The 20,303-nt window shown below is 58.5% G+C and carries 19 protein-coding genes and 3 tRNA genes; 14 read left to right on the top strand and 8 right to left on the bottom strand.

Translation table 11 applies throughout. The annotated features are described in order from the left end of the window. The first annotated feature begins 226 nt into the window (after window positions 1-226). Genes ACJO2E_RS06890 through ACJO2E_RS06880 form a run of 3 tightly spaced genes read left to right on the top strand, consistent with a single transcriptional unit; the run spans window position 227 to window position 5,080 of the window. Window positions 227-1,228: an HlyD family secretion protein gene (locus ACJO2E_RS06890; protein ID WP_406963105.1), complete on the top strand. Its 1,002-nt coding sequence runs from the start codon at window positions 227-229 to the stop codon at window positions 1,226-1,228. Then, complete coding sequence (rbbA, locus tag ACJO2E_RS06885; RefSeq protein ID WP_406963103.1) at window positions 1,221-3,959, top strand: ribosome-associated ATPase/putative transporter RbbA; 2,739 nt, start codon at window positions 1,221-1,223, stop codon at window positions 3,957-3,959. The genes ACJO2E_RS06890 and rbbA overlap by 8 nt, the downstream gene beginning before the upstream one ends. Window positions 3,960-3,961: 2 nt before the next feature. Further along, entirely contained in the window at window positions 3,962-5,080 is a 1,119-nt protein-coding gene (locus tag ACJO2E_RS06880) for an ABC transporter permease (RefSeq protein ID WP_406963101.1), read from the top strand. A gap of 128 nt (window positions 5,081-5,208) precedes the next feature. On the opposite strand, the gene ACJO2E_RS06875 is transcribed toward ACJO2E_RS06880, so the two are convergent. Beyond that, window positions 5,209-5,282 (bottom strand) — tRNA-Cys (locus ACJO2E_RS06875). An 87-nt stretch (window positions 5,283-5,369) separates the two neighbouring features. After that, window positions 5,370-5,445, bottom strand: a tRNA-Gly gene (locus ACJO2E_RS06870). 176 nt (window positions 5,446-5,621) lie between these two features. Here ACJO2E_RS06870 and ACJO2E_RS06865 point away from each other — a divergent pair. From ACJO2E_RS06865 to ACJO2E_RS06850, 4 genes are read left to right on the top strand one after another with little or no spacing between them, the layout of a single operon-like run. Beyond that, on the top strand, window positions 5,622-6,746 hold the full coding sequence (locus ACJO2E_RS06865; protein ID WP_406963100.1) for an MlaE family ABC transporter permease: 1,125 nt from the start codon (window positions 5,622-5,624) through the stop codon (window positions 6,744-6,746). Continuing rightward, on the top strand, window positions 6,740-7,531 hold the full coding sequence (locus ACJO2E_RS06860) for an ABC transporter ATP-binding protein (protein WP_406963098.1): 792 nt from the start codon (window positions 6,740-6,742) through the stop codon (window positions 7,529-7,531). Before ACJO2E_RS06865 ends, ACJO2E_RS06860 begins: the two co-directional genes overlap by 7 nt. A gap of 1 nt (window position 7,532) precedes the next feature. Further along, window positions 7,533-8,471 (top strand): MlaD family protein, encoded by a 939-nt coding sequence (locus ACJO2E_RS06855; protein ID WP_406963096.1) that lies wholly within the window; start codon window positions 7,533-7,535, stop codon window positions 8,469-8,471. Further along, the gene (locus tag ACJO2E_RS06850) at window positions 8,468-9,103 is read left to right on the top strand and encodes an ABC-type transport auxiliary lipoprotein family protein (protein WP_406963094.1); all 636 of its coding nucleotides are present in this window, start codon (window positions 8,468-8,470) and stop codon (window positions 9,101-9,103) included. The genes ACJO2E_RS06855 and ACJO2E_RS06850 overlap by 4 nt, the downstream gene beginning before the upstream one ends. On the opposite strand, the gene pgsA is transcribed toward ACJO2E_RS06850, so the two are convergent. The 5 genes from pgsA to ACJO2E_RS06825 form a co-directional block, all read right to left on the bottom strand. Further along, the gene (gene pgsA / locus ACJO2E_RS06845; protein WP_406963092.1) at window positions 9,097-9,657 is read right to left on the bottom strand and encodes a CDP-diacylglycerol--glycerol-3-phosphate 3-phosphatidyltransferase; all 561 of its coding nucleotides are present in this window, start codon (window positions 9,655-9,657) and stop codon (window positions 9,097-9,099) included. The genes ACJO2E_RS06850 and pgsA overlap by 7 nt on opposite strands. Before the next feature lie 7 nt (window positions 9,658-9,664). Next, window positions 9,665-11,536 carry an excinuclease ABC subunit UvrC gene (gene uvrC / locus ACJO2E_RS06840; RefSeq protein WP_406963090.1) on the bottom strand — a complete coding sequence of 624 codons (1,872 nt, stop codon included), beginning with the start codon at window positions 11,534-11,536 and terminating at the stop codon, window positions 9,665-9,667. Further along, on the bottom strand, window positions 11,520-12,176 hold the full coding sequence (gene uvrY, locus ACJO2E_RS06835; RefSeq protein WP_406963088.1) for a UvrY/SirA/GacA family response regulator transcription factor: 657 nt from the start codon (window positions 12,174-12,176) through the stop codon (window positions 11,520-11,522). The genes uvrC and uvrY overlap by 17 nt, the downstream gene beginning before the upstream one ends. Window positions 12,177-12,585: 409 nt before the next feature. Beyond that, window positions 12,586-12,849, bottom strand: a complete 264-nt coding sequence (locus ACJO2E_RS06830; protein ID WP_406963086.1) for a hypothetical protein — start codon at window positions 12,847-12,849, stop codon at window positions 12,586-12,588. A gap of 55 nt (window positions 12,850-12,904) precedes the next feature. After that, entirely contained in the window at window positions 12,905-14,518 is a 1,614-nt protein-coding gene (locus ACJO2E_RS06825; protein WP_406963084.1) for a methyl-accepting chemotaxis protein, read from the bottom strand. Between the two features lie 195 nt (window positions 14,519-14,713). Here ACJO2E_RS06825 and ACJO2E_RS06820 point away from each other — a divergent pair, with 195 nt between their 5' ends. From ACJO2E_RS06820 to ACJO2E_RS06795, 6 genes are all read left to right on the top strand, one after another. After that, window positions 14,714-15,412 carry an AzlC family ABC transporter permease gene (locus ACJO2E_RS06820; protein WP_406963082.1) on the top strand — a complete coding sequence of 233 codons (699 nt, stop codon included), beginning with the start codon at window positions 14,714-14,716 and terminating at the stop codon, window positions 15,410-15,412. Beyond that, window positions 15,405-15,743: a branched-chain amino acid transporter permease gene (locus ACJO2E_RS06815; RefSeq protein WP_406963080.1), complete on the top strand. Its 339-nt coding sequence runs from the start codon at window positions 15,405-15,407 to the stop codon at window positions 15,741-15,743. The genes ACJO2E_RS06820 and ACJO2E_RS06815 overlap by 8 nt, the downstream gene beginning before the upstream one ends. A gap of 104 nt (window positions 15,744-15,847) precedes the next feature. Next, window positions 15,848-15,938, top strand: a tRNA-Ser gene (locus ACJO2E_RS06810). Window positions 15,939-16,203: 265 nt separating this feature from the next. Next, window positions 16,204-16,875, top strand: a complete 672-nt coding sequence (locus tag ACJO2E_RS06805) for an alpha/beta fold hydrolase (RefSeq protein ID WP_406963078.1) — start codon at window positions 16,204-16,206, stop codon at window positions 16,873-16,875. A 68-nt stretch (window positions 16,876-16,943) separates the two neighbouring features. Next, a complete protein-coding gene (locus ACJO2E_RS06800) occupies window positions 16,944-17,189 on the top strand; it encodes a hypothetical protein (RefSeq protein ID WP_406963076.1) in 246 nt (81 codons plus the stop codon). Window positions 17,190-17,268: 79 nt separating this feature from the next. Then, window positions 17,269-17,838 (top strand): DUF6843 domain-containing protein, encoded by a 570-nt coding sequence (locus tag ACJO2E_RS06795; protein ID WP_406963585.1) that lies wholly within the window; start codon window positions 17,269-17,271, stop codon window positions 17,836-17,838. A 23-nt stretch (window positions 17,839-17,861) separates the two neighbouring features. Here the strand turns inward: ACJO2E_RS06795 and ACJO2E_RS06790 are convergent, their stop codons facing one another. After that, a complete protein-coding gene (locus ACJO2E_RS06790) occupies window positions 17,862-18,650 on the bottom strand; it encodes a fructosamine kinase family protein (RefSeq protein WP_406963074.1) in 789 nt (262 codons plus the stop codon). A gap of 254 nt (window positions 18,651-18,904) precedes the next feature. On the opposite strand from ACJO2E_RS06790, the gene ACJO2E_RS06785 reads away from it, so the two are divergent. Then, on the top strand, window positions 18,905-20,083 hold the full coding sequence (locus ACJO2E_RS06785) for a toxic anion resistance protein (RefSeq protein ID WP_406963072.1): 1,179 nt from the start codon (window positions 18,905-18,907) through the stop codon (window positions 20,081-20,083). The last annotated feature ends 220 nt before the right edge of the window (window positions 20,084-20,303 follow it).

The raw sequence follows: 20,303 nt of genomic DNA, 5'->3' as shown, positions 1-20,303 counted from the left end.
AATAGTGAGCTATATTTGCCAGAACAGAAGACAGGTCAGACGGTTCGTCATAACCATGAGCCTGGAACGGGCCTGTTGCAACGCATGCTGGTGGTCATTCTTTCTTGGTTTCCATTAGAAACCTGGCTGTGAAAGGACTAAGCTAAATGGAAGATGTATCCAGATTCCCCCATTTCAGCTTGTAGCAGACTCCGTATCCTGAAACCTTTATGACCAGGGAAGATCCATGTCTGATTCAAAAGCCCGCTTTGGCCTGAAACTCCTTGTAGCGTTGAGTCTTGTGATAATCATCCTTGCCGCCATTTTCTGGCGGGTCATGACCGACGATGCCGCGCTGTCCGAGCATATTGCCTCCGGCAATGGGCGTATCGAAGCCACGGAGGTCGACATTGCCACTCGTCTCGCCGGTCGACTGAAGAGCTTCTCCGTTGCGGAAGGCGACTTGATTGAGGCGGGCCATCCTGTAGCGGAGATGGATACCGATGAACTGGAAGCCAGGTTGGCTGCAGCCGAGGCTGCCCTGAACCAGGCGGGCGAGAGTAAACGCTATGCGGAGGCTGTTGTACACCAACGGGAAAGCGAACTGCGCCTGGCGCGGGCTGAGTTGGCTCGCTTCGAGAGCCTGATGAAGAAAGGTCATGTCTCCCGGGAACAGTTTGATCAGGCACAAACGTCGGCCGAGACAGCTGCCGCAGCGTTGCAGGCTGCCAGGGTGCAGGTTGCTTCTGCCGATGCAGGTATTGAGGCGGCACGAGCCAGTATTCGTGAAATTCAGACAACCATTGATGACAGTCACCTTGGGAGCCCGATAGGTGGACGTGTGCTGTATCGGTTAGCCGAGCCCGGTGAGGTCCTTGCCTCTGGGGGCAAGATTGCAACAGTGGTGGATGTGACCGACGTCTACATGACCATTTTCCTGCCCACATCGCAGGCGGGCAAAGTCAGGGTTGGCTCTGAGGCACGGATTGTACTCGACGCCCTTCCTGATTATGTACTCCCCGCGAGGGTAAGTTTTGTTGCAGCAGAGGCGCAGTTTACGCCGAAATCTGTTGAGACCCGGAGTGAGCGTGAGAAGTTGATGTTTCGGCTCAGGATTCGCATTGATGCGGAGCTGCTGCAAGCCTACCGTGATCGGGTGAAGACCGGGGTGCCTGGTGTCGCCTATGTCCTGCTCGATGAAAGCCAGGATTGGCCCGCCCATTTACAGGTAACCTTGCCCAATGACTGACATGGTTGCCCGCCTGGAGGGCGTAAGCCACGTTTATGGTGAGTGTCAGGCACTCACCGATATCCGCATCGAGATGCCTGCCGGATGCATGATCGGCCTCATAGGGCCGGATGGCGCGGGAAAGTCCACGCTGATGGGGCTGATCGCCGGCGCCAGAAAACTGCAATCCGGGTCTGTGGAAGTGCTTGGCGGCGATATGGGGAATCTGCGATTTCGCAATCGGCTCGCGCCTCGCATTGCCTACATGCCCCAGGGATTGGGCAGTAATCTTTACCATACTCTGACTGTCGACGAGAACATTGGCTTCTTTGCTGATCTCTTCGGACTGACCGGTGAAAAACGAAAGCAACAGATACCCCGACTACTGGAGGCCACCGGGTTGCTTCCGTTCAGGGATCGGCCGGCAGGCAAATTGTCGGGAGGCATGAAGCAGAAGCTTGGCCTTTGCTGCTCCCTGATCCATAGCCCCGAGCTGCTGATTCTGGATGAACCCACCACCGGTGTCGACCCTCTGTCCCGTGCCCGTTTTTGGGACCTGATTGATCGAATCCGCGCTCAACAACCCGGGATGAGTGTCCTGGTTGCCACCGCCTACATGGAAGAAGCCGAAAGATATGACTGGTTGGCGGCCATGAATGACGGCGCCATTCTGGCGACCGGCTCGCCGGTGGAGTTGCGCGAGCAGACCAGCACCCGGACGCTGGATGAAGCATTCATCGCCCTGTCTTCAGGAATAGCCCCCGAGACCGCCGGAAACGAAAAGGAGGCGGAACCTCCCGCCACTGCGTCCGACACGCAGGCGACCGAGACCGTCCCGGCAATCGAAGCAAACCATCTGACAGCCCGGTTTGGTGATTTTACTGCCGTAAACGACGTCAGTTTTTCGATTTCCAGAGGCGAGATATTCGGCTTCCTTGGTTCTAATGGCTGCGGCAAGACCACAACCATGAAGATGTTGACCGGGCTATTACCTCCTTCCGAAGGCGACGTTTCACTCTTTGGCAAGCCTCTGGATGCCAGGGACCTGAGCACAAGGCGGCGTGTTGGTTATATGTCCCAGGGGTTTTCCCTGTATGGCGAACTGACAGTCAGGCAGAACCTGGAACTGCACGCACGCTTGTTTCACGTGCCGAAAAAGCAGATCGGTGCCCGGGTAGATGAGCTGGCGGCGGAATTCGGACTTGCCGATGAAATGGATCAATTGGCGAGCCATCTGCCCCTGGGGGTTCGACAGCGGCTCTCACTGGCCGTGGCTGTTGTACACGGGCCCGAACTGCTGATCCTCGACGAACCGACTTCGGGGGTGGACCCTGCCGCCCGGAACCAGTTCTGGTCATTGCTGTTCCGCCTGTCCCGTGAAGATGGGGTCACCATTTTTATCTCTACCCATTTCATGAATGAGGGTGAGTGGTGTGACCGGATTTCCCTTATGCATGCTGGTGAGGTGCTGGCGTCCGACAAGCCAGAGGCCCTGATTCAGCAGGCTGGCGAACAGACCCTGGAAGGGGCGTTCATGAGAACCCTCGAGGAGGCTACTGGAGCCGAGGACATCGGCAGTGGGGCTGTGCTCACCAGTGAGCAAAAGGACGAGCCTGACTACCGACAGTTCAGTATCCGGAGACTGTGGGCCTATGGGCACCGTGAGGCTCGGGAGCTGATCCGGGATCCGATCCGTATGGCATTTGCCTTTATCGGCTCCGCCCTGCTGATGCTGATTCTGGGTTACGGCATCACCCTGGATGTAGAAGATTTGTCTTTTGCGGTACTGGATCAGGATCAGTCTCCCCAAAGCCGGGATTACGTCACGGCCTTCTCAGGATCGCGATATTTTATCGAGCGACCTCCCATCGTGGACATGGCCGAACTGGAACAGAGGATGCAGGTTGGTGAACTGAGCCTGGCACTCGTGATTCCACCTGGCTATGGCAAGGACCTGAAGCGTGGGCAGGATACGGAGATCGGCGTTTGGATTGATGGTGCCATGCCATTTCGGGGAGAGACTATTGCTGGCTATGTTGAGGGTATTCACTACAGCTACCTGGTGGAACTGGCACAACGAACCTATGGATTGGTCCCCTCATCAAACCTGGTCTCTATAGAAGGCCGGTACCGGTACAATCAGGATTTCCGGAGTCTGGACGCGATGGTGCCGGCGGTCATTCCCATCCTGCTCATTTTTATTCCATCCATCCTGATGGCTCTGGGAATCGTTCGTGAAAAGGAGCTGGGGTCGATCACCAACCTTTATGTTACCCCGGTAACACGTCTTGAATTCCTGCTGGGCAAACAACTCCCGTACATTGCTTTCAGTATGATCAGTTATGTCAGCCTGGTCATGCTGGCGGTGTGGGTATTCGAGGTGCCACTGAAGGGTGGATTGTGGGCACTTTCTCTAGGGGCCCTGTTGTATGTGATGGTAACGACGGGGATTGGTCAGGTGATTTCGGCCTTTGCGTCCACCCAGATTGCCGCACTGGCGGCGACGGCGATCATTACCCTCTTGCCCACCGTCCAGTTTTCGGGTCTGACGGAGCCAGTGTCCTCCCAGGAGGGGGTCGGCGCCCTCATTGGCCAGTTCTGGCCAGCAACCTGGTTCCTTCAGATCAGCCGTGGGGTTTTTACCAAGGGGCTTTTCTTCAGCGACCTTCAACAGGAACTACTGAGTCTTGCGGCCTTCATCCCGGTGCTGATATTGATATCGGTCATTCTGCTTAAGAAACAGGGGCGCTAGTCGTGAAATCACTGGCGAATATCTGGAATATGGGACTCAAGGAGTTGCGCAGCCTTTGGGGCGATAAGGTGCTGCTATTATTTGTTCTGCTGGCGTTCACCCTGATCATCTATACGGCGGGCTCGGCCGGATCCATGGAGCTGCACAATGCCCCGGTTGCCGTGGTGGATGAGGACCAGTCCGCGCTTTCCGGGCGCGTCATCCAGTCGCTCCAGCAACCCTGGTTCCTCGAGCCAGACCTGATCCGATACGACCAGATTGATACCATGCTCGACAGGGGGTCACATACGTTCGCCCTGGTCATACCCGAAGGATTTGAACGGGATGTGCGAAAAGGTCACATTGTCAGTGTACAACTGAATATCGACGCAACCCGAATGAGCCAGGCCTTTATCGGGGCCAATTACATTCAATCGTTTGTCACGACCGAAGTGGCGGAATTTATCCAAGCGGGTAGCGGCTCAACGGAACTCCCGATTAACCTGGTGAGTCGGGTGAGTTTTAACCCTAACCTCGAAGGTTCCTGGTTTGGTGGAGTGATGGAGCTGATTACCGAGGTTACCCTGATCAGCATCATTCTGACCGGTGCCGCCCTGATCCGGGAACGAGAACACGGCACGATCGAGCACCTGATGGTGATGCCGCTGCGCTCCTACGAGATCATGGCGGCCAAAGTATGGGCCAATGCACTGGTGGTAATGATTGCGGCCACGCTATCGATAACCGTGGTTATTCAGGGCTGGCTAGGGGTGCCTATAGCCGGATCCGTTCTGTTGTTTCTCTTCGGAGCGTTGATTCATCTGTTTTCCACGACGGCCATTGGCATTCTGATTGGCACGGTTGCCCGAACCATGCCCCAGTTTGGCCTTTTGCTGATACTGATCATACTGCCACTACAGCTACTCTCAGGCGGTATTACACCCCGGGAGAGTATGCCGGAACTGGTTCAGGACATTATGCTGCTGGCCCCGACGACCCACTTTGTGAGTCTGGCACAGGGCATTCTATACCGTGGTGCCGGTATTGACGTAGTCTGGCCCCAGTTCCTGGCTCTGACGTCTATCGGAGCCGCATTTTTTGGGGCAGCTATGGTGCTGTTCCGGCGTCATATGTCTGCGTAAAGGCACCTTGTCCAGGCCGCCCCTTATCACATGTGCGGATAATGTTCTGGGCTTAATGTGGGTATCTTTCGGGTGAGAAACTCAACCACAGCAGGACGGCGTTTGGTGTTGATTTATATAGAAAAAAATGGAGGCGCGGGTCGGAATCGAACCGGCGTACACGGAGTTGCAGTCCGCTGCATAACCACTCTGCCACCGCGCCGGGAAAGCCGTTTAAAGGGCTTTTGCTCTCAGGTGGGCATTGAGAGACTTGGATTGTGATTTCCAGCCGGCGGTACCGGAGAGAAATTGGAGCGGGAAACGAGATTCGAACTCGCGACCCCAACCTTGGCAAGGTTGTGCTCTACCAACTGAGCTATTCCCGCTCTTCAGAGGCGTTGCCTCGTCAACGGCTGGGTATTCTACGGATTACGCCGGGGCCGTCAACACTTTTTATCAAGTTTATGTTTTAGTGAGGCTTTCATTACCGGATAGACACTTCCTATCGCGACGAATCCGCTATCATTCAGTTAACAGTCATTTGTCTGTACAGGAACGTTGAATGCCGACAGCCGGCAACAGCCTGACAATCAAGGACGGTACAGTCATCCTCCATGATGACTGGGTGTTGTCCCGTTTCACGGAACTCAGGCGGGAGGTCCACTCGGCCCTCTCCGACACCGCCCAGACCGTGGAACGGGTCGACTGGTCGGACCTGCGGCAACTGGACAGCGCCGGCGCCAGCCTGATTGCCGAACTGCTGGGCAGCGAACGCCTGGCACAACTGGCGGAATCTGACCCGGAACTGGCGACCGAGCGCAAGGGCCTGCTGCTGACGGTGGCCCATGCAACATCCACCGAAAGCAGCCCACCGGTGCCACCCTCCGGACTGCTCCATTTACTGGCGGTGGTCGGGCGCTGGATCAGCGGTTTCGCCAGGGACCAGAAGCTGTTAACTGGGTTTATCGGCCAGACCCTCACCACAATACTGGCCATGCTGCCCCATCCCGCTCGCTGGCGGCTCACCTCCCTGGTGGCCCATATCCAGCGTACCGGCCTCAATGCCCTGCCTATTGTCGCCCTGCTCACCTTCCTGGTGGGGGCAGTGGTTGCCTTCCTGGGGGCCACAGTGCTGGAACGGTTTGGCGCTACCATCTATACCGTCCATCTGGTCACGTTCGCGTTCCTGCGGGAATTTGGCGTGATTCTCGCGGCCATCCTGCTGGCCGGTCGTACCGCCAGTGCCTACACCGCTCAGCTCGGGTCCATGAAGGCCAATCAGGAGATCGATGCATTGCGGGCGTCCGGCCTGGACCCCATAGAGATGCTGGTGGTACCCAGGGTGCTGGCCATGGTGATCAGCCTGCCCTTTCTTACCTTTGTGGGCATGATCAGCGGGATTGTCGGCGGTGCCATGGTCTGCCTGTACAGCCTCGACATCTCGATCACCCAGTTCCTGTCGATCATCGAACGGGAGGTCCCCCTGAACCACTTCCTGGTGGGGCTTGGCAAGGCACCGGTCTTTGCCTTCGTGGTGGCCGTGATCGGCTGCCTGGAAGGCCTCAAGGTCAGCGGCAGTGCCGAATCCGTCGGCCAACACACCACGTCCAGCGTGGTCCAGTCGATATTCATGGTGATCCTGCTGGACGCCATCGCGGCCCTGTTCTTCATGGAGATGGGATGGTGACGGAACCGTTGATTGCAGTCAGGGGGCTGGAGAACCGCTTCGGCGACCACAAGGTCCACGAGAACCTGGATCTGGACCTGTTCCCCGGTGAGATCCTGGGTGTGGTGGGCGGCTCCGGTACCGGCAAGTCGGTGTTGTTGCGAAGCATCATCGGACTCCATCGGGCCAATAGCGGCACCATCCGGGTGTTCGGTAACGATCTGATGACTCTGCCACCGGAACAGCGATCCCGTACCGAGCGTCGTTTCGGTGTGCTGTTCCAGGGGGGCGCGCTGTTTACCTCCCTGACATTGCAGGAGAACATTGCCCTGACGCTGATCGAGCACGCCGGCCTGAGCCGCCGGAATGCGGAACACCTGGCCCGCATGAAACTGGCCTTGGTGGGTTTGCCCCCTGAGGCCGCCCTCAACTACCCGGCCGAGCTGTCCGGCGGCATGGTCAAGCGAGCCGCCCTGGCCCGTGCCCTGGCCCTGGACCCGGAGGTGTTGTTCCTGGACGAACCCACCGCCGGCCTGGACCCTATCGGCGCAGCCAGCTTTGATGAACTGCTGCGAACCCTTTGCAATGCCCTGGGCTTCAGCGTGTTCATGGTCACCCACGACCTGGACACCCTTTACGCCACCTGTGACCGTGTGGCGGTGCTGGCCCGGGGCAAGGTGCTGGTCGCCGATTCCCTGGATGTGGTAGAACGACATCCAGACCCATGGATTCAGGACTACTTCCATGGGCCCAGAGGCCGCGCCGTTGCCGGAGCCCATCGCAAACCCGTAGAGGAGGACCGCTGACGTGGAACCCAAAGCCCACCACGTAGTGATCGGTATCTTTACCCTGGCCACCCTCGCCGCCATCCTGCTGTTTGCACTCTGGCTTGCCGATACGGACAACAACCGTGACTACAGGCACTATATGGTTGATTTTCACTATGGTGTCAGCGGTCTTTCCGAGGGCAGCCCGGTCCAGTACAGCGGCATTGAGGTGGGCAATGTGGTCGATCTGAGCCTGGATTCTGAGGACCCCCGACACGTCCGCGCCCTGATTCGGGTGTACAGCGATATTCCGGTGCGGGAGGACACCCAGGCCTCACTGAGCCTGGCCAACATTACCGGTGCCATGACCATACAGCTCCGGGGTGGCGACCCGAACAGCGCCAGGCTGGAGGGCGATCGCGATAACCCGCCCTACATTGAAGCCGAGCCCTCACAGTTCAGCTCCCTGCTCAGTAACAGCGAACACATCATTGAGAAGGCAGACCGGTTCATCACCAATGCGAATCGTTTCCTGTCAGAGGAGAATGCGGAAAACCTCACTGTGACCCTGAAAAACTTCAGGACGGCCACCGATACACTGGTGGCGGAGCAGGACAACCTGAACCGGGCCCTGGTGAGTGTCTATGATGCCGCTGAACGGGCCAGGACCACCTTTGAGCGTTACCAGGGCCTGGGGGATTACCTGGGCGAACTGCTGGAGAACCAGGGGGACCCCACCCTGAACGCCACCCGGGAGGCCGCCCAGGCCCTGAACCGGGCCGCCGTCAGGATCGATACCCTGGTGGCGGAGAACGAGGGCTCCGTCAGCCAGGGCCTGCACAGCCTGGGAGAGCTGGCCCCGGTCATGCAGGAACTCCAGGCCACCCTGCGCAATCTGAGTCTGCTCACCCGGCGGTTGGAGGAAGACCCTGGGCGCGCCCTGCTGGGTCAGGACTCCATCCAGGAGGTGTCGCCATGAGTCTCTGTGTTTCGTGGTTGTACCGGACAGCAGTCCTGGGCCTGATGGTGGTCCTGGCGGGATGCAGCGTCGCCCTGTTCCCGGAAAAACACCCACTGCGGATATTCACCCTGCCCTACGACTACCGGCCTCCAGCCGTTTCAGACGTTGGCCAGGAGGCATTACCGGCGCTGAAGGTGGTGCGCCCCCAGGCCAACGGTGTCCTTAGTGGAGAGCGCATTGTGATCGAGCCACGCCCCGACGAGCTGGCGGCGTACAGCACTGTCCGCTGGATGACCGACGTGCCGCTGCTGTTGCGTGACCATGTAGTACGGGCCCTGCGGGATGATCCACGAATTGCCACCGTGGTATCGGACACCAGTGGCTCTGGCAGCGACATCACGCTGACCTCCGAGCTGAAGGCCTTCCAGGAAGATCGAATCGATGCTAGCGACAAAGCGGTCCGTCTGTACCTGCAGGCACAACTGGTGGAGAACGGTAGCCGCCGTACGCTGGCAACCCGGGATTTCCATATCCGGGTGCCGGTGGATGGCGACGATATCGAAGCAGCGATCAGCGCGTTCGGGCAGGCTTCGGATCAGCTATCGAGGGAGCTGGCCGACTGGGTGGTCGCGGCGCTTGCCGACTACTGAGACCCGTTGTCCTTCGGAAAGAGGTCAGGCCAGGCTGCCTGCAGGTAGAGCACCATGGACCAGAAGGTCAGTATGGCCGCCAGGTACAGCAATGCCGTACCAACGTACGAAATCATTACGCCCGGCGGCACAGCCAGCAACAGGACGATGGCCACCATCTGCGCCGTGGTCTTGATCTTGCCGATGTAGGAGACGGCCACACTGGCGCGGCTGCCAATCTCCGCCATCCATTCCCGCAACGCCGAGATCACGATCTCCCGGCCGATAATGACCATGGCCGGTATGGTCAGGATGTAGTTGGCATGTTCCTCGATCAGGACCGTGAGGGCCACTGCCACCATCAGCTTATCCGCCACCGGGTCCAGGAAGGCTCCGAATGGTGTGGACTGGTCGAGCTTGCGGGCCAGGTAACCGTCAAGCCAGTCGGTGGCACCGGCAATGGCGAAAAGCGCCGCACTGGCCACATAGCGCCAATCCACGGGAAGGTAGAACACCATCACGAAGACCGGAATCATCACGATGCGTGAGAGCGTCAATACATTCGGCAGATTCATGAATCCCTTACTCGTCGTGTAGTGCGGCGTAGATGGTTTCAGCCAGGGCCTTGCTGATGCCCTGCACCTTGGCAATTTCGTCGATGCCGGCGTCCCGCAGGCCCCGCACACTCCCGAAGTAGCGTATCAGGTCCCGGCGACGCTTGGGCCCCACCCCTTCGATGCCTTCCAGCGTGGACTGGCGCCGCTTCTTGTCCCGGCGGGCCCGGTGTCCGGAAATCGCAAAGCGATGACTCTCGTCCCGGATATGCTGGATCAGGTGCAGCGCCGGCGAGTCCGGAGGCACCCGGAAGACCCGGTCCGTCAGGGCGTCGATCAACTGCTCCATACCGGCCTTGCGGGTGACGCCCTTGGCGACCCCGATCAATGGTATATCACGGATCTCCAGCTCCTCGAAGACTTCCCGTGCCATCCGCAGCTGGCCCTTGCCGCCATCAATCAGCACCAGGTCCGGACGCTTGCCCTCACCGTTCACCATTCTCCGGTAGCGGCGGGTCAGCACCTGCCGCATGGCGGCATAGTCGTCGCCAGCGGTCACCCCTTCGATATTGTAGAGCCGGTAGTCGCTCTTGAGGGGCCCATTCTCGTCGAAAACCACACAGGATGCGACCGTGTTTTCGCCGGAGCTATGGCTGATATCGAAGCATTCCATCCGCGACGGCGTCTCCGGCAAATCCAGCAGGTCACGCAGCGCCAGCAGGCGACGATAGACTGTCTCCTTGCTGGCCAGGTGGGTCATCAGGGTCTGGCGGGCATTGGTCTGGGCCAGTTCCAGCCACTTGCGCCGCTCTCCCCGGACATTGCCGCGGATCCTCGTCTCGCGACCGGCCTGCTCCGACAGGGCCCGGGACAGCAGCTCATGCTCTTCCGGCAGGGTGGTGACCAGGATATCCCGGGGGATCTCCCGGCGGGTGGCACCACCGAAGTAGAACTGACCAAGGAACGCACTCAGCAGTTCCTCATCGCTCTGTTCAATGGAGAAGCGGGGAAAATAGTCCTTGGTGCCCAGTACCCGTCCACCCCGGACAATAATGACCACCAGGCAGACAATTCCGGCATCCTGGGCCATGGCCACCACATCGGCGTCGCCGCCTTCGCTGTCGATGGCCTGCTGTTCCTGAACGTGACGCAGGTGGTTGATCTGGTCCCGGCAGGCGGCGGCCTTCTCGAATTCCAGGTTGGCCGAGGCCTTCTCCATGGTGTCCATCAGGTCCCGGATGATGGCAGGATTCTTTCCCTCCAGGAACATGGTGGCGTGTCGAACGTCTTCCTGGTATTCCTCCGGCGTCACATAGCCGACACACGGAGCCGTACAACGGTTGATCTGGTACTGCAGACAGGGCCTTGTCCGGTTTCTGAAATAACTTTCAGAACAGTCTCTTATGCGGAAAATCTTCTGCAGGATATTAAGACTTTCCTTGACCGCGCCAGAGCTGGGATAGGGACCAAACCAGGTCCCCTGCCCCTTGCGACTGCGCCCCCGCCGGAACGTCAGCGACGGATAGTCGGAATGGTGCGAAAGGTAGATATACGGGTAGGACTTGTCGTCCCGCATCAGGATGTTATAGGGCGGGCGCTCCGACTTGATCAGATTCTGTTCAAGCAGCAGAGCCTCGGTTTCGCTGCCGGTGACCGTAACTTCGATATGGTGGATGCGGGACACCAGGGCCGCGGTCTTGGGAGCCAGCCCGGTCTTGCGGAAATAGCTGCCAACACGCTTCTTGAGGTTACGGGCCTTGCCCACATACAGCAGCCTGCCCTCGCCATCGTACATCCGATAGACGCCGGGCCGTTCCGTTAGCCGCTTGAGGAATGCCTTGCTGTCGAATTCCTGGCCCTCTGGCTGTGGCTTGTTAGCCGGGTCAGACCTTGTCGGCATCCAGCAACCCGAACCTTACCGCCATCAGGGCCAGTTCCACATCGCTGGAAATCTCCAGCTTCTCGAAGATCCGGTAGCGGTAGCTGTTCACCGTTTTCGGACTCAGGCACAGTTTGTCGGAAATGTCCTGCACCTTCTGGCAATCCACCACCATCATCGCAATCTGGAGCTCCCGCTCAGACAGGCGATCGAACAGGGATTCATCCTGATCCTCGGCATCACCACCCAACTGTTTGAGAGCCATCTTCTGGGCGATCTCAGGGCTGATATAGCGCTGGCCGGAGTGGGCCTTGCGGATGGCCCGCACCATCTCGTCAATATCGGCCCCCTTGGTGATATAGGCAGTGGCGCCTGCCTGCATGACCCGGGTGGGATAGGGATCGTCGGCACAAGCCGTTACCACGATCACCCGTATGGAATCGTCCAGCCGCAGGATCTTGCGGGTTGCCTCCAGGCCCCCGATACCGGGCATGCGGATATCCATCAGCACAATGTCCGGGCGGTTATTGCGTACCGCCTCTACGGCCTCTTCACCGGACGAGGCTTCGCCGAGCACCTGGATATCCGGGTTGTCGGCCAGCATCCGGGTAATCCCGGAACGAACCAGTTCGTGGTCGTCTACAACCAGTACGCTGATCAATGTTCACCTCTTGCCTGGATCAATGCTGCGATGCGCGGTGGAATACACCGATTGTACCGCCAGTCGAAACGGACGAATAGCCTACGAATTAACACCTTTGGAAAACTGTAGCTTTTTTATTCGCGTAATCAAAACCTGTGGTTGCCAAGCATCAATAATCGAACCCTCCCCGACCATTGTATCGATAACCCGGCGGGTTTCATAAACTCTGGGCCGGTTATCCGGAATCGGGCGACAAAGCGGACGCTGGTCCACAGCGTCCGATTTTGGCAGATTTCCTTGCATGTATGACAGGTACTTCTTTGCGACAGAGATCACTCGGGACTTGTCTCCACCATGCCTAAACCGGAAACGTCATGATACGGTGGAACGGCTATAAACAGAACTGGATTCGGGTTATATCCTCTTATTAATCCTGTTTATGGGTATGGGGCCGCCCCAGTCCCGCGGTGTTCTCCACGGGGTCAAACCAGACCACCAGGTCTCCACGCCGGACGGCGGCCATCACCCGGTCCTGTTCCTGCAGGGGGCTTTCCTGGTCGTTGAGGCCGTGGTAACGGGTGCAGTATTCCTGGACCAGGCCTTCCAGCTGATCGTCCGTCAGCAGGCTGGTATCCACCACAAAGGATTCCTGGCGGGGATCCGCCTGGGAGACTTTTTCGGTGTGGTCCATGACGGCGCCTCTATCCGGGAAAATGAGGACCTATCATAACCCACTCAGCAGGCTCCTAGAATTCCCGGACGCTGAAACGGGCGACGATCTCACGGATGGAGCCGGACTCCAGGCGCAGGGCATCACTGACTTCCCGGGTCTGGGATACCGATCCCACCAGCCGTTCCGCGCTCTGGGTCAGGCTCTGGGAGCGACGCCCTACCCGGTCGATGTTGTTCCGCTGGGCATGTATCGCACCATCGATATCCTGGCTCAGGGACTCCAGCCGGGAGAAGTGCTCATTAAGACTCTCAAGATGCACTCTCAGATTATTGAGTTCGTTGCGGTTTTCATCCCCTGCACTGCGCATTTCATGCAGCCGCTGCTCGATGCCCTCAACATTGCCCACCAGGTCGCCCACCCACTGGCGGATTTCCCCGGTGGAGTCCGACGTACGGCGGGACAGGGTACGCACTTCATCGGCAACCACTGCAAAACCACGGCCGTGTTCACCGGCACGGGCCGCCTCAATGGCGGCATTCAGCGCCAGAAGGTTGGTCTGTTCGGCGATGTCGGCGATCACGCCCACCACCTGCTCCACCTTGCCGGTGGACGACGACAGGCCCCGGATGGCATCCGACACCTCACCAATCACCCGGACAGTGTGGTCGGCGGCCTCCTCTGAGCGCGCCAGCCCCTGCTGGATGCCACGGTTGCCCTCCGCCGCAGTGGCAATGGTGGAGCGGGAATCCCGGGCGGCGATTTCCACGTTGTCTGCCTGGGCGGTAATCTCGTCCATGGAGGCGGACACGTCGGACACCTGGTCCCGGGTCTGCCGCGAGGCCTGCTGGACGGTTTCCGCTTCCTCCTCCAGAACACGGGCCCGTTCATCAAGGGATAACGCTGCCTTGCGAGTATCCTGTATGAACCTTTCAAGGCGGGCCACCAGGCCACCAATGGCGGTGCTGACACCGGCTACCTCGTCACGGCCGGACACCACCGGGGGTTCCCGCAGGTCCGAGTTGGCTTCCATGTACCGCAGGGCGGCTTCCGTGCGGCGCAACCGGAGGATCACGGTATGCCGCAGCCACAGGGTCATCAGTAACACCGTGCCCAGGAACACCAGCGAACCGGCCACCAGGTAGCCACCCTGGCGCTCCATAAAGGCCAGCAGGTTGTCGGCGCTGGACTCGATGGCTTGGCGCCGTTCCAGTTGCTGCTCCCGTATCGCCGTGAGCATCGGATCCACCGCGGGCACCAACTCGAAATCCACAACCTGCCCCACCTGATAGTAGGACCTGGCCTGAATACCTTCGGCCATGGCATCCAGCAGGGCTTCCACTTCGCCATAAGCCTGCTGATGGGATTCAGCCCAGGGGGCCAGATCAGGGTTGTCAGCGATCGCCTGCCAGTGCTCCGGCAGACTTTCCCGAATAGCCCCGAATTCCCCGTTGATCTCGTCCCACAGCAGTAACTGGGCCTTGATCTTGTAGGCCAGGTCCTGGATCTGGCGCAGGTCCTCCTCAAGGTCGGTCAACTGCCACGACTGGTGGAGTTCCCGGTTGACCAGGGCGTCCGTGGCATTGCTGGCCTGGCCGATGATGGACCAGGAAATCGCTGCCAGCGCCGCCAATGCCGTTACAGCCAGAAACGCAAAGAAGAAGATACGGGCACGGACGGTGGCAAGCATGGATCACTCCGGGTGGAAACCTGATGTCGGCACCCTATGGCACTTAAATGACAGTTCTGTTTCAGGTGCCGGAGCAAGTCCCGGATTTCTGGTGAAAAATTGTAAAATCAATGGCGCGCGCAGCGGATGTGGGCAAAGCAATGGCGACCGGGTTAAGATGTGCGGTTTCCCGTCACCGCTGTTTACGGAAACTCCATGAATCCGACGCTGTTCCGACAGACCCTGCCGATCCTGTTCGGGTATCTGCCCCTGGGCATGGCCTTCGGGGTATTGTTCACCACCCAACTGGATTACGCCTGGTGGTACGCGCCACTGATGGGCATCACCATCTTTGCCGGCGCCGGCCAGATCCTCTCGGTCAGTCTGATTGCGGCCCAGGCGGGACTGCTGGAGGTGTTCCTGGCCATGTTCGTGCTCAACGCCCGCCACCTGTTCTATGGGTTGTCACTGCTCGGTCAGTTCCGGGGAGCGGGCTGGCGCAAGGCCTACCTGATCTTTGGCCTGACGGACGAAACCTATTCCCTGCTCACCAGTCGACCCCGGCCCGGCCCCCGGGAGCAGGAACAGCGCAATGACTTCATGATCACCCTGCTGAACCAGTGCTACTGGGTGGCCGGTTGCGCCATCGGCGCCCTGCTCGGTGACAACATCAGCTTTGACAGTACCGGCATTGAGTTCGCGTTGGTGGCCCTGTTTATCGTGCTGACCATTGAGCAATACAAAGCCCTTGGGGAAGCGTTTCCCCTATGGACGGGCGCCCTGGCAGCGGCAGTAGCGGTGACGCTGCTGCCAGATGCCCACCAGCTGATTGGTGCAGTGGTGCTGGCCACCGGCGCCCTGCTGCTTCAGTACCAGCGCAGGAAATCCCCCAGCCCGGAGCAGAGCCATGGATAACACAACCTATATCCTGGCCTTCATCGCGGTAGCCACCGCAGCCACCTTTGCCACGCGGGTGATACCGTTCCTTTTCCTGTCCCGGCATCACGAGCATCCGCTACTGTTGCATATAGGCCGTTACCTGCCCGCCGCCGTCATGGCCCTGCTGGTGGTGGTTTTCCTGATCCAGTCCGCCAGTTGGAAAGCTCCGGCGTTCGGCATTGACGCCCTGCTACCCTGTGCCGTTGTGATTGCCCTGCACCTATGGCGTCGGAACGCCCTGCTGTCCATCGTGGCCGGTACCGCCGTGTACATGGTCATCCAGCAGGCCGGTTTGTTCACATCCTGACCAACGAGGATTTTTTCGGTCCAACGGTTGCCAAACCCCGAAAAAACCATTACAGTTTGCGCCCTCAAATGAGCGACGAGGTCGCTGATTTGGAACAGTTTATTGGAGAGGTGGCCGAGTGGCTGAAGGCGCACGCCTGGAAAGTGTGTATACGTTAATAGCGTATCGAGGGTTCGAATCCCTCCCTCTCCGCCAATACGAAACCCCAGCAGAAATGCTGGGGTTTTTTATTGGCTGATTAGGTGGGTAGGAAGAACCCTCGCGGGTTCGACCGGAGGCTGCAACGCAGCCGGAGGAACGTCGGAGCAACGCGACGACGGCCCCGAAGGGGTGAGGCACGAAGTGCCGAATAATCCCTCCCTCTCTTCAAGCGCACCAATTCTTGATCTTAACGGACCTACCAAGTACTTTGCCTTATCAGGACAACCACAACGTCAAAGTTACAAGGATGTGATGTCATATGCGCACCGTAGAGCTATCCCGCTCCCCGGAGACGCGGCAGTTTGGCCCCCTCCAGGGCAAATGCTGCATCATGCCGGGAGATTCTATTTCCGGCACCCTGTTTTTTGGCGGTGCAGGCATCGATGGTAGTTACATCCAGAGCATCGTTTCGGAAATGCATGATGCTGGCATTTCGAGTGCCGTGTTCGTAGACCGGGACAAGTGGTCTGGTGGCACAGTGCTGGATGCGCTGGTGGGTGTCCGCTTTGCCCGGGAATACGACCCCAATTTCCCTCTAATGCTACGGGCCAACTCCCGGCCTGGCGAACAGTTCAATCTGGTCGGTTACTCCTATGGCTCCCTACTGGCCGCACAGGTCGCAGCCAAATACGGGCTGAAAGGTACGACTGTTCACCATCTGGTCCTGATCGGCGCACCTATCAGCCAGACCTTCCTGAATCTTCTGAGGAAAACCCCGGCCATCAAGAAAATCATTGTGATGGACCTCGACGAACACGGCGACCCCATATACGCCGGTATTCCCTACCACGAAGTTGCCTCATCCTCTCCGCTACTGGGATATCAGATGGCCCGGCAGAAAGGCCACTTTTACTATTCCGTGGATGGCGAAACCGGTAAGCGGAGGCATGGGGAACTAGCCAGCTATCTCTACGATCAGGGGTTGAGATGACATCGCAGAGAACGGAGTCAAAAACCCTGTTTGTCGGCCTCCTCCTGGGTTGGCTCGCGGTAACGGGGATGGGGCTGACCAACGCCTTTGTTCTCTGGGTAAACTGGCCCTTTATCGTATCCGGCAATGGTGCTGGCGTGTTCAGCGTGGTGTTCTTTATATTCGCCTTGATGGTCACTGGCGTGGTCTGGTCAATCTCGTTCTGGCTCTACAGAAACAAGGTGCTGGCCGTTCTGTACTGGCTTATCTGTCTCGCACCGTTACCGATTTTCCTGTTCTACCCGGTATGGTTTCAGGCGCCGAACCTGTCTTGAAGCTCTGCGTTCAGCAGTGGGAAGAGTTCTTCAGGAATTCGCCAACCATGGAATGTCTCAGGGAGTTACCACACCTGTGATGACGACGAGGACTCAATGGCTGGTTTTGCTCTGCCTGCTGGCAACTCTGTTGTCTGGTTGCTCTGAATCCAACAGCACGCCGGACCGTGAAGGAGAGGTATTCTTAATACCACACGGATATGTTGGCAGAATATTCATTGTGCATAATGTGCCCGGGGGAGAACCTCTTGAATACGAGAACGGTAGCCGCGTATACCGCATCCCCGATGATGGCTTTCTGTTATCTCAGACAGATCCCAACGTAGGTTGGATTGAAGCAGATCAACTCCGGTACTTCTATGTAGATAAGGAAGGAAATCGTACCGAAATCCTGGGGCGCTGGAGCGGTGCTGTACACGACACTCAGCAAAATCGATCAGATACCCAACTGCGAATATTTGACGGAGGGCTGGGTGAGTTCCAGATCGGAAGTTCAGACTGCGACCTCATGCAAACGGACATCTATGTTGGAACATTGCAGGATCTTCTGAATCAGACCGACAACTATGATCTTTACAGCGAAAGAGGCATAGAAGGTGTTGATCCGGCAGTTGTTCAAGAGGCATGCGAGGCCAGCTCCTCCCAGTAACATCGGGGCTGTTGTTCTGAGCCCTAAAGCTTGCTGATAACCCCCACCCCCTTCTCACAAGGCCCAAGATACCAGCCCCCAAACAGGTTGTAGTGATTCAGGAAGTGATAGAGGTTGTAGATCTCCCGCTTGCGGGCATAGTCGCCATGAAGTGGCCGGATTTCGTTGTAGGCTTCATAGAATTCCGGGCCGAAGCCACCAAACATCTCGGTCATGGCGATATCGGCCTCCGAATCACCGTAGTAGACCGCCGGATCGATCAGCCACGCCGTGGTGTCGTCGAACAGGGCGTTGCCGGACCAGAGGTCACCGTGCAGCAGGCTTGGGCCGGCGACCCGTTCATTTAGCCATTCCGCCAGCAGGCTGCCCTTTGATTCGAGCAACTGGGCAAACCTGTCGCGAACGCGCTGGTCCTTGATCAGGCCTACCTGGAAGCCTAGACGACACTCCACAAAGAACTCACCCCAGCAGTCACTCTCACGGTTCTTCTGGGGATTGAGGCCGATATAGTTGTCCCGGTGAAAGCCATAGCCCGCCTGGGGAAGCGCATGGATCCGGGCCAGGCCGTGGCCAAGCTGACGAAGCACGTCGCCGGTCTGTCGCAGTGGCACGATTCCGGTCATTTCCAGCCGTTCTTCGCTGACGGAATAGATCTCCGGCACCCGCACCCCGGTAACATCAGCCATGGTGATGGCATCACCCAATAGCTCCAGACCTTCCGCTTCCCTGAACAGGGCATCGGCAAAACCGGTTTCATTCTTTTTGGTATGCACTGTACGCCCCCCTGAAACCAATGGCGTCCATGCTGCCACTCCCTGTCTGCTTTTGAATGATGGATACCGGGAACCCCGGGTAGCCTATGAGAATCCGCGCTGGCAGTGCATGACGATGGTCAATAACCAGGTTGTCAGTTGAGCCGCCTTGCGGATCGGAAGGCCCGGATAATCAGGGATATGATCCAAATCACAGACTGTAATGGTGGTCGACATGACTGGCCTGACAACCGATAATTGTTCCATTGTAACCGCTATAATCGATAAAAACGGTAGTTAAGGATTATTCAAATATGGACATGACCTCCCCGGCGCCCCTTTCCCCCTGTTCCACCGATTCAGTTGTCGAGAACCCTCATCCACTGCAATCCATTGAGAACGATCCGACGGTCCAGTCCCGGGCCGACGCCCTTTTTACGGACCTGTTGTCGCTATCACGGTCCACCGATAAGGACCGTGCCCAGGCCCGGGCCACCGTGGATTCCCTGGGGCATGCGCTACAGAAGGAGTCCGCCAGGCAGAGCCAGCTCCTGCAGGCCCCGGTACAGCAGCTCGCAGGCCGTGCGGAAGACGGCGGTGAAGTGGCCAACGCCCTGATTGATCTGAAGGTTCAGGTGGAATCACTGGATCCGGCCGGATTCGACCTGAGTCCCGGCTGGTGGAGCCGGCTGGCAGGTCGGCTGCCTTTTATCGGCACGCCCCTGAAGCGGTATTTCAGTCGCTATGAATCTGCCTCCACCGTGATTGCCTCCATTGTCAACTCACTGGACGCCGGCAGGAAGCAACTGGAGCGGGACAACATCACCCTGAAGGCGGATCAGAGTGATATGCGCCAGCTCACCGACAAGCTTGCCCGCGCCATTGAGGTGGGCAAACAGGTGGACGCCCAACTGGAGCGCTCGATGGAGCGGGACCACGCCGAGGATGAGGACCTGTGCGCCTTTATCCAGGAGAACCTCCTGTTTCCGCTACGCCAGCGCATCATGGATCTCCAGCAGCAGTTGGCGGTCAACCAGCAGGGTATCCTTACCATTGAGGTGATCCTGCAGAATAATCGGGAACTGATCCGTGGCGTGGACCGGGCCACCCAGGTGACCGTCAGTGCCCTCCAGATCGCCGTGACCCTGGCACTGTCCCTGGCCCACCAGAAGGTGGTCCTGGACAAAATCGACGCAGTCAACCGGACCACCGATGAACTGATCGCGGGCACGGCCAGCCAGCTCCGGGCACAGGGCGCCGACATCCAGGCCCGGGCGGCCTCATCGCAACTGGATCTGGAAACGCTGAAGCGTTCGTTCCAGGATATCAACACCGCCCTGGACGATATCGCCGGTTTCCGGCAGCAGGCCCTGCCCGCCATGGGTCAGGCAGTGTCGGAAATGACCCGGTTGACCGACAAGGCCGCCAGTCGCATCAATACCCTGTCGGAATCCCGGGGGTCAAAACTCCGGCTTGAACCCGACCTGAACTGAGGGCCGGTTGTGGCAGTACCTTCCAACGACCTGTCCAGGCGGTTGATCGCCTATTTCCATGACTGCCTGGAGGGGGAGTTCGCCGTCTCCCATCAGGGTACTTCGGATCCCTTTCTTGGCGCTCAGCATCATGTGCGAACTTTTATGTCATGCGAAGGTAGCGAAGCACTGACCGGTAGTTCAGGAGGTCAGTGTTTGCGCGTCGGCCATTTCTCCTCGT

The organism is Marinobacter shunpengi, assembly GCF_045449695.1.
GTDB lineage: Bacteria > Pseudomonadota > Gammaproteobacteria > Pseudomonadales > Oleiphilaceae > Marinobacter.
Note: the sequence above shows the minus strand (reverse complement) of the source record. Positions and strands in the feature narration are given on the sequence as shown.

Coding starts and splice junctions, on each gene's coding strand:
- ACJO2E_RS06890 (WP_406963105.1), top strand. CDS start 227: ATGTCTGATTCAAAAGCCCGCTTTGGCCTGAAACTCCTTGTAGCGTTG.
- rbbA (WP_406963103.1), top strand. CDS start 1,221: ATGACTGACATGGTTGCCCGCCTGGAGGGCGTAAGCCACGTTTATGGT.
- ACJO2E_RS06865 (WP_406963100.1), top strand. CDS start 5,622: ATGCCGACAGCCGGCAACAGCCTGACAATCAAGGACGGTACAGTCATC.
- ACJO2E_RS06860 (WP_406963098.1), top strand. CDS start 6,740: ATGGTGACGGAACCGTTGATTGCAGTCAGGGGGCTGGAGAACCGCTTC.
- ACJO2E_RS06850 (WP_406963094.1), top strand. CDS start 8,468: ATGAGTCTCTGTGTTTCGTGGTTGTACCGGACAGCAGTCCTGGGCCTG.
- pgsA (WP_406963092.1), bottom strand. CDS start 9,657: ATGAATCTGCCGAATGTATTGACGCTCTCACGCATCGTGATGATTCCG.
- uvrC (WP_406963090.1), bottom strand. CDS start 11,536: ATGCCGACAAGGTCTGACCCGGCTAACAAGCCACAGCCAGAGGGCCAG.
- ACJO2E_RS06830 (WP_406963086.1), bottom strand. CDS start 12,849: ATGGACCACACCGAAAAAGTCTCCCAGGCGGATCCCCGCCAGGAATCC.
- ACJO2E_RS06825 (WP_406963084.1), bottom strand. CDS start 14,518: ATGCTTGCCACCGTCCGTGCCCGTATCTTCTTCTTTGCGTTTCTGGCT.
- ACJO2E_RS06820 (WP_406963082.1), top strand. CDS start 14,714: ATGAATCCGACGCTGTTCCGACAGACCCTGCCGATCCTGTTCGGGTAT.
- ACJO2E_RS06815 (WP_406963080.1), top strand. CDS start 15,405: ATGGATAACACAACCTATATCCTGGCCTTCATCGCGGTAGCCACCGCA.
- ACJO2E_RS06805 (WP_406963078.1), top strand. CDS start 16,204: ATGCGCACCGTAGAGCTATCCCGCTCCCCGGAGACGCGGCAGTTTGGC.
- ACJO2E_RS06800 (WP_406963076.1), top strand. CDS start 16,944: ATGGGGCTGACCAACGCCTTTGTTCTCTGGGTAAACTGGCCCTTTATC.
- ACJO2E_RS06795 (WP_406963585.1), top strand. CDS start 17,269: ATGACGACGAGGACTCAATGGCTGGTTTTGCTCTGCCTGCTGGCAACT.
- ACJO2E_RS06785 (WP_406963072.1), top strand. CDS start 18,905: ATGGACATGACCTCCCCGGCGCCCCTTTCCCCCTGTTCCACCGATTCA.